Origin of the sequence: Marinobacterium aestuarii, assembly GCF_001651805.1 — a bacterium.
Lineage (GTDB): Bacteria > Pseudomonadota > Gammaproteobacteria > Pseudomonadales > Balneatricaceae > Marinobacterium_A > Marinobacterium_A aestuarii.
Genome location: NZ_CP015839.1, coordinates 4,042,760 through 4,057,606 on the forward strand (window position 1 = coordinate 4,042,760; position 14,847 = coordinate 4,057,606).

Annotated in this window: 17 protein-coding genes; 14 read left to right on the forward strand and 3 right to left on the reverse strand. The window is 52.3% G+C overall.

Translation table 11 applies throughout. The features are described 5' to 3' along the window. The first annotated feature begins 248 nt into the window (after positions 1–248). Complete coding sequence (locus tag A8C75_RS17615; protein WP_067385422.1) at positions 249–938, forward strand: GntR family transcriptional regulator; 690 nt, start codon at positions 249–251, stop codon at positions 936–938. Positions 939–1,036: 98 nt separating this feature from the next. On the opposite strand, the gene A8C75_RS17620 is transcribed toward A8C75_RS17615, so the two are convergent. Then, the gene (locus tag A8C75_RS17620; RefSeq protein ID WP_067385424.1) at positions 1,037–1,273 is read right to left on the reverse strand and encodes a DUF2986 domain-containing protein; all 237 of its coding nucleotides are present in this window, start codon (positions 1,271–1,273) and stop codon (positions 1,037–1,039) included. Between the two features lie 212 nt (positions 1,274–1,485). Here A8C75_RS17620 and A8C75_RS17625 point away from each other — a divergent pair, with 212 nt between their 5' ends. The 7 genes from A8C75_RS17625 (at position 1,486) to A8C75_RS17655 (ending at position 6,123) form a co-directional block, all read left to right on the forward strand. Continuing rightward, positions 1,486–2,016, forward strand: a complete 531-nt coding sequence (locus A8C75_RS17625) for a hypothetical protein (protein WP_067385426.1) — start codon at positions 1,486–1,488, stop codon at positions 2,014–2,016. A 192-nt stretch (positions 2,017–2,208) separates the two neighbouring features. Then, entirely contained in the window at positions 2,209–2,502 is a 294-nt protein-coding gene (locus A8C75_RS17630) for an ArsR/SmtB family transcription factor (protein WP_067385428.1), read from the forward strand. Between the two features lie 3 nt (positions 2,503–2,505). After that, positions 2,506–2,925, forward strand: a complete 420-nt coding sequence (locus A8C75_RS17635) for a YeeE/YedE family protein (protein WP_067385430.1) — start codon at positions 2,506–2,508, stop codon at positions 2,923–2,925. A gap of 3 nt (positions 2,926–2,928) precedes the next feature. Continuing rightward, on the forward strand, positions 2,929–3,339 hold the full coding sequence (locus tag A8C75_RS17640) for a DUF6691 family protein (RefSeq protein ID WP_067385432.1): 411 nt from the start codon (positions 2,929–2,931) through the stop codon (positions 3,337–3,339). 70 nt (positions 3,340–3,409) lie between these two features. Continuing rightward, complete coding sequence (locus A8C75_RS17645; RefSeq protein ID WP_067385434.1) at positions 3,410–4,276, forward strand: MBL fold metallo-hydrolase; 867 nt, start codon at positions 3,410–3,412, stop codon at positions 4,274–4,276. 64 nt (positions 4,277–4,340) lie between these two features. After that, complete coding sequence (gene earP, locus A8C75_RS17650) at positions 4,341–5,504, forward strand: elongation factor P maturation arginine rhamnosyltransferase EarP (RefSeq protein WP_067385437.1); 1,164 nt, start codon at positions 4,341–4,343, stop codon at positions 5,502–5,504. 46 nt (positions 5,505–5,550) lie between these two features. Further along, a complete protein-coding gene (locus A8C75_RS17655; RefSeq protein WP_067385439.1) occupies positions 5,551–6,123 on the forward strand; it encodes an elongation factor P in 573 nt (190 codons plus the stop codon). Between the two features lie 99 nt (positions 6,124–6,222). Here the strand turns inward: A8C75_RS17655 and A8C75_RS17660 are convergent, their stop codons facing one another. Then, positions 6,223–7,092, reverse strand: a complete 870-nt coding sequence (locus A8C75_RS17660) for a LysR family transcriptional regulator (RefSeq protein WP_067385441.1) — start codon at positions 7,090–7,092, stop codon at positions 6,223–6,225. 92 nt (positions 7,093–7,184) lie between these two features. On the opposite strand from A8C75_RS17660, the gene A8C75_RS17665 reads away from it, so the two are divergent. Further along, complete coding sequence (locus A8C75_RS17665) at positions 7,185–7,685, forward strand: lactoylglutathione lyase family protein (RefSeq protein ID WP_067385443.1); 501 nt, start codon at positions 7,185–7,187, stop codon at positions 7,683–7,685. A gap of 90 nt (positions 7,686–7,775) precedes the next feature. Here the strand turns inward: A8C75_RS17665 and A8C75_RS17670 are convergent, their stop codons facing one another. Continuing rightward, a complete protein-coding gene (locus A8C75_RS17670) occupies positions 7,776–8,810 on the reverse strand; it encodes an IS630 family transposase (protein ID WP_067378797.1) in 1,035 nt (344 codons plus the stop codon). Between the two features lie 2,293 nt (positions 8,811–11,103). Here A8C75_RS17670 and A8C75_RS17675 point away from each other — a divergent pair. The 5 genes from A8C75_RS17675 (at position 11,104) to A8C75_RS23190 (ending at position 14,758) form a co-directional block, all read left to right on the forward strand. After that, positions 11,104–11,556: a hypothetical protein gene (locus tag A8C75_RS17675; RefSeq protein WP_157890321.1), complete on the forward strand. Its 453-nt coding sequence runs from the start codon at positions 11,104–11,106 to the stop codon at positions 11,554–11,556. Positions 11,557–11,651: 95 nt separating this feature from the next. Further along, the gene (locus A8C75_RS23185; protein ID WP_084784131.1) at positions 11,652–11,963 is read left to right on the forward strand and encodes an Imm27 family immunity protein; all 312 of its coding nucleotides are present in this window, start codon (positions 11,652–11,654) and stop codon (positions 11,961–11,963) included. Between the two features lie 92 nt (positions 11,964–12,055). After that, positions 12,056–12,739 carry a hypothetical protein gene (locus A8C75_RS17680; RefSeq protein ID WP_067387484.1) on the forward strand — a complete coding sequence of 228 codons (684 nt, stop codon included), beginning with the start codon at positions 12,056–12,058 and terminating at the stop codon, positions 12,737–12,739. 71 nt (positions 12,740–12,810) lie between these two features. Further along, the gene (locus A8C75_RS17685; protein ID WP_067385447.1) at positions 12,811–13,161 is read left to right on the forward strand and encodes a hypothetical protein; all 351 of its coding nucleotides are present in this window, start codon (positions 12,811–12,813) and stop codon (positions 13,159–13,161) included. Positions 13,162–13,276: 115 nt separating this feature from the next. Then, positions 13,277–14,758 (forward strand): P-loop ATPase, Sll1717 family, encoded by a 1,482-nt coding sequence (locus tag A8C75_RS23190; protein WP_162272092.1) that lies wholly within the window; start codon positions 13,277–13,279, stop codon positions 14,756–14,758. Positions 14,759–14,847 lie beyond the last annotated feature (89 nt).

Here is a 14,847-nt window from a genome sequence, read left to right on the forward strand (position 1 = left end):
CTTCGCCCTAGCTCCTGCATCCATGCCATAGTGCACAAAAGCCGAAGGCAGCCAGGCCCCATGCTCTCTCGCCACCGTTTGGCCACACCTGCGCCTGAACTTCCTGCGGCAAGATCCCCTGTTCACACTGCTTTCCGGCAGCGAAGTCGTTATAATTATGTATTCCTGATACTGGCTGACAGCGTAAACTGCGCTGCCCGATACTGCGGCCCCTGGCAGGCCACAGGCCAAAACAAGAGACGGCTGACATGACCACGAGCAACCTGCCCCGCAAGAAAACGTCGATGAAACGACGCTCGCTGCATGAGGAAATTTCCGATCATCTGCGTTCGATGATTATCGAAGGCGAGTTGCCCGAAGGCGAACGTATCGACGAAAGCGCCCTTTGTGAACAGCTGGAAATCTCCCGCACCCCGCTGCGCGAAGCCCTCAAGGTATTGCACTCCGAAGGCCTGGTCTCGATTGAGCCCAACCGTGGCGCCCGCGTGGCGGTACTGACACCTGAAGAATTTGCCGAGCTGTTCGAGCTGATCGGCGGGCTTGAGCGCATGGCAGCGGAACTGGCGGCAAGCCGCGCCAGCGACAGCGAACTGAAAAAGCTGGCACAGATGCAGATCCGCCTGGAGTCTCTGTACAGCGCAGGCGATCGCCACAACTACTTCGAGCTCAACCAAGACATTCATCGCATGATCATTGCGATGTCCCGCAACAGCACCCTTACCAGCCTGCATGAACAGCTGCTGATGCGCGCCAGCCGCGGCCGTTACATGGCGATAGGCACTGAAGATCGCTGGGAGGAATCGGTACAGGAACACCAGGCACTGCTTGACGCATTGCAGGCAAAAGACAGCGTGCAAGCCGGCGAGATTATGCTGGAACACGTGCGCCACACCGGCGACTGCGCGGTGAATGCACTGAAACTCAGAAAGGCTGTCTAACCGTCCCGTCGTATCAAAGTTTAAAGCGTCGCGGGCTCTTCCAGCCAGAGCCCCGGCACCGCCCTATGCCCGCTCTGGCGCTGAAACAACGCGGGCTTTTAACCTTCAGCGCCTGCGCCTTTAGCAGTACCCTCTTCAGTACCCGCATCTTCAGCACCGTTTTCAGCACCGGTATCCTGCGACACTTCAGCCAGTGCAGCAGCTTCCGCCGCCTGCGCCTTTTCACGCTCGGCCTTGGAGATATAACGCGGCCTGTGATGGCTTGGGTTCTCCCTCAGGTTGGCCTTCTTGGCCTTTTTACCGAGGATCTGGTTGATTTTTTTGCGTCGGTTCATGGGGCGCCAGCAATGTAAGTAGAAAGAGACGGCAATGTAAGAGCTGGCGACCCAATATACAAGCAAAGGTCACGCAAACTTTGCGCAGGCCCGGTCTCGCAACCTCGTATTGCAACCTCAGATCCCCTTCCAGGGTCCCCCGCACACCTATACTTTGAACGGGTGCTTTCGCTGTACCCACGTATACAAAAACAACCCTAAAGGTGACTACCATGTACAGCAAGCTCACACGTACCTGTGCCTGCCTCGGCCTGCTCGGATGCAGCCTGGCGCTGGCAGACGAAAAGGCCGACATGATTGCCAGCGCCCAAAGCGCAGGCCCGCCCGCCGTAACCGCAAACGCCACCATCAAGGCAGCCGATGGCACTCTATTGCGCCAAGGCTCCAACAACTATACCTGCTACCCGCAACAGGAAATGACCGGCCCCATGTGCAACGAACCCGTATGGGATTCCATGATGGGCGCCATGATGGGCAAACAGGATTTCAAGCCCGACAGCCTCAGCGTGTCCTACATGCTGGCCGGCGAAGGAACGGCCGCCGGCGTAAGCAACAGCGATCCCTATGCGACGGATCCCGCCAGCAGTGACGACTGGGTAAAGGAAGGGCCGCACCTGATGATAGCTGTACCCGATCCCGCCATGCTGGAGGGCATATCAACAAACCCGGCTGACCCTGTCTATGTAATGTGGAAAGGCACCCCCTACGCCCACATCATGATCAAGGTTGCAGCCGGCAACTAAGCAGACAGCTAACAAGCAGTTAAGCCTTTGCAAGGCAGACAAGGCAGGCACCGGCCTTGTCTTCTTGCTCCCCCTTGTTGCCCTCACAGCAGACGCCTGCCGGCAGACTGGTTACTTATTTCAACTGCCAACTATTTCACTTGCCATACACTTCAATACTTGCATATATTATGAAATATGCAAATTACTCAGATGGAACACACCGCCGACCGCGTCGCCGGACTTTTGAAATTGCTGTCAACGCGACAGCGACTCATGACGCTCTGTCACCTGGTGGAGGGCGAAAAGTCCGTGGGGGCGCTCTGTGATGCCGTGGGCATGAAGCCACCGGCCATGTCGCAACAGCTGGCCATACTGCGCCGCGAGGGTGCCATTGCGGCACGCAGGGATGGCCAAACCATCTACTACAGCATCGTCGACGAAGACGTCAGGCAAATCATGGCCTTTCTCTACAGCACCTTTTGCCAGGATAAAACAGGAGCCTGACCCATGCATGACTATATCGCCGCCTCTATAGGCGGCATCCTGATCGGCGCCGCCGCCCTGCTCCTGATGGCCAGCCACGGCAAGATTATGGGCATCAGTGGCATTGTCAGCCGCTTGCTGCCTCCGCTGGCCATCGACTGGCAATGGCGCCTAGCTTTTGTCGCTGGCATTATCGCCGCGCCTCTGGCCTGGCGCGCAGCGTCCGGCACCATGCCGGCCATAGAGATCAGCGCCAGCACCCCCATGCTGATCATCGCCGGCGCCATCGTTGGCCTGGGTACGACCCTGGGCAATGGCTGTACCTCCGGCCATGGCGTCTGCGGGGTTTCACGCCTGTCTAAACGCTCACTGGTTGCAACGGGACTCTTTATGGCCAGCGCCATTGTGACCGTCGCCATCAACACACAGCTTCTGGGGAATTAAGTCATGCGCCTATTAATGGTCTTCCTCACAGGAGCGCTCTTTAGCGCCGGCCTGATGATCTCCGGCATGATCAACCCGGCCAAGGTGATCGGCTTTCTGGATGTTTTCGGCGACTGGGATCCGTCTCTGGCCTTTGTTATGGCCTTCGCCGTGCTTGTTTATGCCATCGGCCTGCGCTTTGTCCTTAAGCGCCCAAAACCCCTGTTCGAAGCCAGCTTCTCCCTGCCAAAGGGGTCCGTGATTGACCGCAAGCTCGTTGGCGGCGCCATCCTGTTCGGTATCGGCTGGGGACTGGTCGGCTTGTGCCCAGGCCCTGCCATCGCGGCACTTGGCGCAGCCCCCGGGCAGGCTGCAATTTTCGTCGTCGCCATGCTGGCCGGCATGCTTGCCACCCGCATGCTGCAGCGCTCCTGAGACCCAAGGCCTGAAGCCTGCGATCTGCTAGCTACTGCGGAACCCACTCGATTTACAAAAGGATGTTCCCGTGAAAAAGCCTGATATCACTTCCTTTTTTGATGAAGCCACCAACAATGTCAGCCACATAGTCACGGACCCGGACAGCCGCAGCTGCGCGATTATTGACTCGTTGCTGGATTATGACGCCGCCTCTGGCCGTACCTCGACGGCCTCCGCCGACAGGCTGATCGCACATGTGAAAGCCCAGGGTCTGACAACCCAGTGGATTATCGACACCCATGTACACGCCGACCACCTGTCTGCGGCCCATTACCTGAAGACCCAGCTGGGCGGGCGCACCGGTATTGGCGAGCAGATCACCCAGGTGCAGAAGATATTCGCCAAACTGTTTAACGCTGAAGCCGCCTTTCGTACCGACGGCAGCCAGTTTGATCACCTCTTCAGGGATGGCGAGAACTACAGGGTCGGCTCACTTGAGGCCAGGGCCCTGCATACGCCTGGGCATACACCGGCCTGCATGACCCATGTTATCGCCGATGCAGCCTTCGTCGGCGACACCCTCTTTATGCCCGACTATGGCACCGCCAGAGCAGACTTCCCCGGCGGCGACGCCCAGGCGCTGTACCGCTCCATCCAGAAAGTCTTTGCGCTGCCGCCAGACACCCGCATCTTCCTGAACCACGATTACCTGCCTGATGGGCGCAACAGCATTTGCTGGGAAAGCACCGTCGCGGAGCAAAGGCGCAGCAACATCCACGTTCATAAGGGCATCAGCGAAGCTGACTTCGTGCAGATGCGTAATGCCCGTGACAAGACGCTGCCCACGCCAAAGCTTATGGTCCCCTCGGTACAGATCAATATCCGCGCCGGGGCCTTTCCAGCGCCGGAGGACAACGGTGTCAGTTACATAAAGGTCCCCGTCAATCTGCTCTAAGCCCTGCAGCCGCGCATCGGGCATAATGACGCCACTTCATTGAGCCTTTAACGGCGGATTCGGCATGCGCGCGAGCTGGGATATTTTTTGCAGCGTTATCGACAATTTCGGTGATATCGGTGTTACCTGGCGCCTGGCGCGGCAACTGGTGGCCGAGCACGACCAGAGCGTGCGTCTGTGGATCGATGATCTGCAGAGCTTCTGTCGCCTGTGTCCCGAGGCGAACGACCAGGATGCGCTGCAGCTTCACCAGGGCGTAGTAGTGCAGCACTGGGTGCATGGCTCTGCTCCATTGAGGTGCGCACCGCAGAGCCTTTCTCCGGTAAAAGCTGCGGATGTGGTGATCGAGGCGTTTGGCTGCCAGCTGCCCGAGGACTATATAGAAGCCATGGTGCAGCGTACCCGCCCCTCGCTCTGGCTGAATTTGGAATACCTCAGCGCCGAAGACTGGGTCGCCGGCTGTCATGGCCTGCCCTCACTCCAGCCCCGCGGACTGCAAAAATACTTCTTCTTTCCAGGCTTCACGCAGGGTACCGGTGGGCTTCTGCGTGAAGCCAGGCTGATTGAACAGCGCCGGCGCTTTCAGCAGAGCCCGGTCGCGCGCCAGCACTTTTTAAATACACTGGGTGTCTTCCCGCAAAATAATAGCCGCCTGGTGTCGCTTTTCTCTTATGAAAACAAAAGCCTGTTCAGCTGGCTGGATACTCTGGCTGCCGCGACCCAAGCCAGCCACCTGCTGGTGCCCCAGGGTCGAATTGTTGCTGAACTGCAAGAATGGCTCGGCGTAAAACAATTATCGGAAAAGGATCAACACCAACGGGGGGCTTTAAAAGTGCAGCTGCTGCCCTTTTTAAGCCAGCCGGATTACGACCGCCTGCTCTGGAGCTGTGATTTAAATGTAGTGCGCGGCGAAGATTCCTTTATTCGCGCCCAGTGGGCGGCAAAACCGCTGCTCTGGCATATTTATCCACAGCAGGAAAACGCCCATATGGAAAAGCTTGATGCCTTCCTGAAAATTTACTGCCAGGGCTTGAGCCAGGCCACAGGCAGCGCGCTGCAGGCTCAGTGGCACGCCTGGAACAGCGGCCAGAACATGGCGCAAAGCGAACAGGCATTACGGCAAGTCTGGCCGGAACTGGAGGCCCATAGCGATGCCTGGTGTACTCAGCTAAGTAGCCAGATAAATATTTCCACGGCCCTAGTGCAGTTTTTTCGAAAATGGCTATGATGCGGCTTCTTGAATTATCTCCACCTCCATTGTCCTGGACATTCCCATGAAAACCGCACAAGAAATGAAACCCAATAGTGTGGCTCTGATCGACAGCCAGCCCTGGCTGATACAAAAGGCCGAATTCACAAAATCGGGTCGTAACAGCGCCATTGTAAAAATGAAGCTGAAAAACCTGCTGACCGGCTCGTCCACCGAGACCGTGTACAAGGCAGACGACAAAATGGAGCAGGTAATACTCGATCGCGTCGACGTAACCTACTCCTACTCCAGCGATTCGGTTTATGTCTTTATGGACGAAGACTACAACCAGTACGAACTCAATGCCGAAGACCTGGAAACTGTGCTGCCCTTTATCGTTGAAGGCATGACCGACATCTGCGCCGCCGTCTTCTTTGAAGGCAAGGTCATTTCCGTCGACCTGCCCACCAACATAGTGCGCCAGCTCACCTACACCGAAGGCTCCGCCCGTGGCGACACCTCAGGCAAAGTGATGAAAGTCGCCCGCCTCGCCAACGGCACCGAAATCAAGGTCGCGGACTTCTGCGACACCGACGACTGGATCGAAATCGACACCCGTACCGGCGAATACAAGTCCCGCGCCAAAGCACCCGCCTGATACACAGTACGTTTTATACACACAAGCCCGGCCATGATGCCGGGCTTTTTTATGCATCGCGGTTTGGCGGGAATGGTGGAACCGCTGCGCTACCCGCCGTTAAATCCACTTCTCTGCTTCGGCTATCACGGTTTTGGCGCGGTTGGGGATTGGCTTTTTACGGTGATAACACAGGTAGAGGGTTTCATTTACCGGGTTGACGAGCGGGTGCACCCTAATCTGCTCGGGCTTTTGGAAAGCATCCACCGCGTGCGCTGGCAGCACGGTAAAGCCCAGCCCCAGGCATACCGGCTCCAGGATCAGGTTGATCTGATTTGAAAAACCGCTCTGGCGGAACTGCTCGGTGTGCTGAAATTCCGGGTAGTTGGCGCCCAGCAGCAAAGCGGCGTGATGGGCGCCATCGGGATGGTCAATAAACCCCAGCGCCAGCAATGCATCCCAGCTGGGCACCTCTACCTCGGCGGGGGTTACCAGCAACAGGGCTTCGCGCCCAACGGCGGTACTGCTGACTTCCCCCAGGGAGGATGGCCGCGTCATAAAGCCGATATGCACCTCAAAACCGGCGATGGCCGTTTCAACGCCGGAATTGGGCCCGAAGCGATAATCGATGGATAGCCCAGGGTGGCGGCGCTGCAACTCAAGCAAATGGGGATAGAGCTTGAGCCCCACACTGCCCGGCGATATAAGCTTTACCAGCCCCTCGTGCGCGGAATCGGCACAGACCAGCTCTTCCAGATCGGACAGCGAACGAATAATGCTGCGGCCTTCATGATAGAGCCGCGCCCCTTCGTCGGTCAGGGTGAACTGCTTGCCCTGACGCAGCAGCAGCGGGCGCCCCAGCTGCTCTTCGAGCTTGCGCACATGCTGGCTCACGCCCGACTGCGTCATGTGCAGCTGATCGGCCGTACGGGTGAAATGCCCGACCTCAACCAGCCGGCAGAAACTGTTAAGCCAGACAGGATTAATCATTACATAAAATACTCAAACTATAATAGTTGATAATTTTACATAATCAATCGGTATTTGTAACCTGTGCTGGAACTCAAAACAGGAAGCACCCCATGAGTAATGTTTACCCGCGCAATTTCTCCCATATAGGCATATCCGTACCGGACCTCGAAAAAGCCGTCGAGTTTTATACCCAGGTGATGGGCTGGTATCTGATTATGAAACCCACCGAAATCGTTGAAGACAACAGTCCCATCGGTGAGATGTGTACCGATGTGTTCGGCAGCAACTGGGACAGATTCCGTATCGCCCACCTTTCAACCGGTGATCGCATAGGCGTGGAGCTGTTCGAATTCAAGGGTCAGGTTAACCCTGAAAACAATTTTGAATACTGGAAGACCGGCATATTCCACTTCTGCGTGCAGGACCCGAACGTCGAAGAACTGGCCGAGCGCATCGTCGCCGCCGGCGGCAAAAAGCGCATGGAAAAACCGCGCTACTACTACCCCGGCGAAAAGCCCTACCGCATGATCTATATGGAAGACCCGTTTGGAAACATTCTGGAAATCTACAGCCACAGCTATGAACTGATTTACGGCGCCGGCGCCTATTAATCAGATAGCGGGTTGATTATGACGATCGACCAGATGAAGCAGGCATGCAGCACGCAAGCCTGCTATTAACCCGGCGGATAAATACATCGATCATGCGGCATACCGAATGTGTCCTGCCCGGAAATAGGTTTTTACCCGTTCTGGCCGACGTTGCAATGTGAGCATGCACGATCGAGTGCGTTTCTTCAGGTCGTCAATCGAACGAACCGCCGGACCGCTGTGCACCATGTTCTTCAAATCGCAGTTCAAGTATTCATCCGGGTTCAGTTCAGGCGAGTACGCGGGCAAAAAGAACACTTCCAGATAGCGCTTCACGGGCTTCTTTGCGAGCCAGCGCTTCACTATCTTGGCATGGTGGACGCGCAGGTTATCCAGAATCAGAAACACTTTGCCGGGCGTAGATTCGATCAGTGCCCGAAGAAATTTGATCAGAACCTTGGCGTTCATCATCGATTCGTACAGCATGAAACGCACGGTCCCCTGGTTGGTGATCGCCGAGATCATATTCAGTGATACGCGCTTGGCCGGCAGTGGCTGCACGGGCGTTTTGCCGATCGGAGCATAGCTACGGCCATGCTGGGTTGTATTCTTGATCCCGGTTTCATCACCCCAGAAAATCTGCGCGTTCTCTGCTTTGGCGCGCGCCTTGATTTGCGGATACTCCTCTTTTAGCCAAGCATCGACCCGGGCCGGGTTCTGTTCCCAGGCTTTCTTTAGCGGCTTCTGCGGCGAGAAGCCCCAGCGCTTGAGGTAGTCTCCCAGAGTCCGAACCGGAATGTCGATCCCCCAGAATTGCTTGATTAGCTGAGCGATAGCACGCCGCGTCCAGAGCGCAAAACCCAGTTTGTACTGATCCGGCATCTGGTCTTTAACCGCCTCAATGACACGCTGCTCCTGCGCCTCGGTCAGGCGACGCGGTTTGTTCTTGGGGCCCCGTTTTTGTACTGTCAAGGCCGCCTTGCCGCCGGCTTCATAACGCTGGTACCAGCGTCCAACAGTATCGGGGTGAACATTGAGCAGCTGCCCGATTTCACGGAAAGTTTTGCCTTTCAAACGGAGTCGAATGGCTTGCTGCCTGAGAAGTTCCTGTTGCTCTGTGCTGAGCTTGCGTGCGTCGGTATTCATGCGCACATTATATCAGACCTAAATTGCCGCCGGGTTAATAACCCATTACCAATAACGACTCACCAATCACCCGCACCAACATCCATCAGCCGAACAGGCGACAGACAGGCCAAACGCGAACCGCGGCAGGACAGACAGCGGCGCCGATGACGCTAGCAGCTAGCGTCAAAGAAGGCACACCGAAGAAGACTCAGAGGTACAGCTGCACGGAGGTAGCGCCTTTCAGCGAACCAGCATCATGCCAAACGTAATAAGAGTGGCACCGTAAATAAGCTTTTCCACGAGTTCGATATCCAGGTGAAATGGGTGCTGCATGTGTGCCATGAGGCCTTTTAGTCCTGTCGGTTAGAGTTAAATTTAAGAAGGTCGGAGCTACGAACTGGGGCGGCATATGCCGTCTGGAGCGAGGCGTGTCACGACTTGAGGCGCGCGATTATAGAGTTTTTGTGCAGTGCGTCAATAGCCAAAAACAGAAATAGTTGCAAAGAGCGCAAAAATATTCTAGCCAGGGAAAAAACCTCTTTTTGCCCTCGTTTTCGAAGCAATTTCCGTACCCCTTCTGGCCCCTTCCCAGGCGTAATTTTCGCCCGTCAGTCAGGCCCACCGACGCGGTCTGAAGTGGCGAAAACGGTCGGTCCGGTGCCTGCAAAGCTGGCCCCTGCCGGAGTTAAAATCTCTCCGTTGCAGCTAGCCGCCCTGCCCCGCAAACGCCGGCACATCCGACGGTTCGCTGTTGCACCTTCTATCAGGGTCAAGAGTGGGGTACGGTTCACCCACATAGGTAACAGTTCAGTTCAACAACATGGGTAACACTTGGCGGGCTTGGTCGGTTGGTCTGTGAACAAAGACTGGTGGGAAGGGCCGCATAGCAGCGGTGCAGCCGGGTGTATCGAAGCGGTTTGATTGTCCGGATTGCGCCTTGCTGGCGCGTTACTTTCTTTGCACGCGCAAAGAAAGTAACCAAAGAAAGGCGCCCCCGATGAAGCCTTTTCGCTGCGCTCTGACATCATTGTACGGGCGCAGCTAACGGCACATCCTGTGCCTAATCTGCGGCTCGACAGTCCCTGTCTCCGCCCCTGCGGGCCTGATCGTACAATGACGCCAGTGCTCGCCGGCTTCATAAGGGGGATGAAAGCCGTTCTGATAGTTTGAGTGATCTAATGAAACTTGCGCAGCCTGATTCCCTGCGAAAGCTTCGCGATGGCCGTAGAAGTCGCGCCCCGCGACGAAGCATTTTCGCTACGCTCTGGCACCTTGCTGCCGGCGTATTGTCGGCAAGCATCGTTGTGCTCGATGCGCTCAAGGGGATGACGTTAAATGGTGATTTGGCGGCTACCTGAATGATTATCGATACAAAGGTCGATATGTGGTTTTGGTGAAGTGCGTATTTCGCCTCCCGGCGACCTACTTTCCTTGTTATGCGACAAGGAAAGTAGGCAAAGGAAGCGCACCACCCATCAGCCGGCCTACGGCTTCACTGCGCGCCGGAACTTTGCTCCGGACGCAGCTAAGAGGACATCCATGTCCTCAATCTGCGGCTCGACAGTCCCTGTCTCGCCCCTCTGGGTCTGATCGGAGCAAAATCCCGGTGCTCGTCGGCTGCTGAGGGGGATGAGAGCCGTTCTGATATTTGGTCGCCAGGCGATACTAACGCCTGTACAGCCGGCAGCCCCTGTTGTAACTTCAATGAGTCCGTCACCATTTGGTAAGTACCCAGTAGACGGTCAGCAGGCATCGCAGCGGATGCGCCCTGCCACAAAACACCGCCGCGTCGCGCAACAAGAACCCCGCGCCCGGCATACATGGTAAAGCACCACCACAATCGTCAGCTGAGCACGGAAGCCAGGCTGGGTGATCATTCTCATTCACCCCACTCCCCCTCTTCTACACTCCCTGACCCGCGCCCAGCGCCTCTCGTATTCCGTCACAGGACGGGCGGTAGCGTGGTTTTTCGACTTGATGGTGATTCGTGAATCGAGATCTGTTGTGGTAAAAAGCAAAAGACAAGACCCTGCACCTCGGATAAACAGCCTTGGAGGCCAGTATCCTGGTGTGTGACTAAAAATTTGCGGATACTTATTTTAAATCATGAAGTTACAAGGCATAGTAAAAAAGTGGATATGAGGCTTGGTGATCGTTTTGTAAGATTCAGGTCGATTGAGCAGATGGCCTCAATGGCTCATGTTGCCTAGCTTTGAGCCCGTTTTTGACGAAAAACCATCAGGGAATACTGCCCTCGGGCAAATCGGCCTCCGAGGCTACGATACAAATGTTAAATTTATAAGGGAATACTGTGCCAACTAAGCTGCAAATGGAAGCTCTATATAACAGAGCAAAAGAAATGGCTATACACTCGCCTCAGATCGGATCAAAGCTAGCAGGAAACTGTACAACTATCAGTTATGGGATGTTAGGTGAAGCTCGGAAGCTTTTAGGGAATGATGTGAGGTTGGTCATAGGTTGGTTTCACTTTCAGGGGCAACCTCGTTTCTTTTTTTCGGATAAGACACTTAAATCGTGGATAAAAGGCGAGAAAAAGGAAAAGTACAATATTCATTGTTGGCTAGCCAAAGGTAATAAAATAATTGATTTAACTTTGGTAGATACTATCAAAGAAATTGATTCTAGCATGATTGATGGTAATTTGAGTTATGTTGATTCTGATATAGCAAACCAGATTGGTATTAAATATAAAGAAAAGATGTCGGGTGATGAAGTCTTATTTAAAATAGGCTTGGCGCGATAAAATTTAACAAGTTGCTTAAACGGAAAAAACAGCTGGCTTTTGTTCGTTCCTCACTAATTATAGCCAGCTATTTTATTGCCGCTTAGCAAAGCGTTATGTGTACTCTTGAGAATATGGATATAGATAGCACTGAAAGCGAAATTGTCGGGGAATGGATTGAGCAGTCGGCTGGTAAGGTCGTTGCGAACCATTCGTGTGAGCGTATAGATTGGCTTGTAAAATATGCACTAAAGGAAATCTCCGTTAACGGAGATAGCTGGGAGATTCTGTATCAAAATCCAAAAGATGGTGCGTACTGGGAAATGAGTTATCCCTCTAGTCATATGCATGGTGGCGGCCCTCCAAAGTTATCTAAACTTTCGAGCGCACTGGCAAAGGAAAAATATGGCGCAAGTAGCAACACATAACAAGGCGGTCAATGTCGCCTACGGCTGGACAAAGTGCTGCGCACTTTGCCCATTACCTTGTCGTTAGAGCGGTGAGTCAGGGAGAGCAAAGAGTGAACGTTTTATTTTGGCTCGGAATAGCATTCACTTTAGTTGCGCCACTTTTAATTGGCATACATTTCGATGACCAATCGACAAGCTGGGTAGCGGCACTATGTGGAGCGTTCGCAACCTTTATGGCTAAGATCGGCGATTTGGCGGAGCTTTCGCTTGGACCAGTGAAAGCAAAAATGAAGGAGCAAATCGAAAGGGCGGCGGCAACAATTGATCAACTAAGACAGGTTGCCACCACTACATCTGAAGCTACTCTCACTGACCTCATGGCAGGCAGCTTTATGGGTGGAATGTCGCTAAAAAAGCGACTGGAACTTCACGACAACATCATTGAGGCGTTGAGGGAGATTGGTGCAACTGAGGCCCAACTAGCGCTCGCAGAGAAAGACTGGAAGAAAGGTATATCGGTAATCTACCAGCGTGCAATACGAGATGCTGTCGAAGAAAGGCCAGAGCCCAGCAAAATTAATGTAAATGCATCTGATGAGCAAAAGAAGGCAGGAAAGGAAATAAATGACCTGATGAATTTTGAAAGTTGGGAGTGTCCTTCTCCAAACCAAATAAGGTCAGTATTGAGGAAGTATCAGATTGAATCGGCGTCGGCTGATAAATGGATATCCGATTACGAGTTCTTTCTAGAAAGTAATGTTATCAGGGATAGAAAAATCTTTGAGCAGGTATAGCTCTAACAAGAAAAGTCAGGGCGACGCCAGAAAGCGGCGCGCCTGCTTTTGGCGTTAAGGTGCAAAAGCGAATGAGCATCGAAGTGGCATCAATGCCGAGATATGAAAAAGTCCAAATGATATTGGGTTTTGTTTTTGGATTAATGCTTCTTGCTTATGGCATTTACGCTTTAATGTTTGCGAGCTGTACTGTTGTGGGGCGCGGGAATCCACCAATGGGAACATTTGTGACTTTCCAGGGGTTAGAGGCAAGGTTGCTAAGTACAATTTATTTGGGTTCCGGTTTATGGCTAATTGCTGGTACCGTTCTCAGAAAAATTAATAAAGGTGTTGGTATCAAGCAGCTTTCATGGCTTGGGGCAATCACATTGCTGTTTGGCATGCTTTCATTGGTGCTCATCCTATGTCTGCCACTGTTCTAGCTCCGGGCACCTTAACAAGCGCATGTTGTTCGCCCCTGCGGGGCTGGGACCTCCGTTCCGCTGCGCTTCACTACGGCCCCAAATGCGGGCGTTATACATCATAAGGAGAGTTTCTTTGGAATTTGAGGAATATTACAAATCACTAGGTTTAGAGACTTACCCTTTTTCGGTCTATACAGCAGAATCGGAAACGGAGAAAGGTGATAGCATCTATAAAAAGCCTCAAAACTACTCTGTAATTGATGAAGGAATTAAGAGTAGCTCAATAATTATCTCCGGCGAGAGAGGAACTGGTAAAACTGCACTGAATCTAGATATAAGCCGGAGAAAGAAAACTGTAGGAACCCTGCTAGTAAAAATCGAAGAATTTTCAAAATTAGAAGAGAGCTATACTCCTGAACGATTATATGAATTTTTAATAGAATCTATTGCTGGTGAATTCTTTCACGCAATGAGCTTTAATCCAGCTAGCCTCTGGAAATATAATAAGGATGAGCGGATAGATCTGTCGATGTATCTTCATCGATTTGTTAAATCCTCTACAAAAGCACAATTAACTGAGCAGATTAAAAAAATACAAAATGGGCTACTTAAACGTACGGCTATAGGTCTGTATAACACTACACGAGTTGCACTTAATTATGGGCTAAAAGCAGCAACTAAAGTTGCTAGTGATGCACTTACTAAACATTTTTCAGCATTGCCTGAGTTCGACTCAGGAGATTCAGAGTATTTTAAGAAGTTAGAATCAGAAGTAGATGAGAGTTTTACAGATGAGGAACGGAGCTTTTTTTATTTAAGCAAACTGTGCTCTCTGATAAGAAAGTCCAAGATATCAGAAATTGTAGTAATAATTGATAAACTTGATGAAGATCCTAGATTTAAAAATGATTCAGAATCAATTTCTAATTACTTAGAAGGTATTGCTTCCAACAATAAGGTTATGGTTAATGACTTATTCAAAGTAGTACTTTTTGTTTGGTCAACTCCATTTAATTCAATAAAGTCAAATGTAAGAACACAAAAGTTAATATTTCAGCCGCTTTCATGGACCCCAGAAGCGCTGAAAGAAGCGACTGGGAAAAGGCTTTCTGCGTTTTCTAATAAAAAAGTGAATCATATCGAAGAACTATTTTCACCTGATGGAGTTGAGGTTCTTAACGATCTTGTTGCTATGAGCAATGAGAACCCTCGCGATCTATGGCACTTAATTGACAAATCAATAAAATCCCAATACGAAATAGATCACTCAAGCAAAATATCTAGCCAAGCGGTGAGCATCGGTATTAGGGATTTCGTTCAACAATTTAATTACTACGAGTACTATCCAAGGAAAGCGAAAGCCCGCGCGGATTCTATGGATGTGTACTCGTATATAAAACATCTTATGAAGTTGGACTCGGATAGATTTACCAAAAACAAGTTGAACGAGATGGCCAAGACAGGCGGCTCTACCAACAACTATGTAGTTGCCATGGAAAATATGGGGCTAATAAAGAAAACTGGAGATAAATCTAGCCAAGGCGGCGTGATTTATATGATTAAAGACCCAAAAGTCCAATACGCACAAGAAAATGGCATCGAAGTAGGTAGCTGATGTATAACAAGAGCAACCAGTATGCTCCCTTCGGTCGCGGGACGCCCAAAACGCTGCGCTTATTTGGCCGCCCCTGTTGCTGGCGTTAG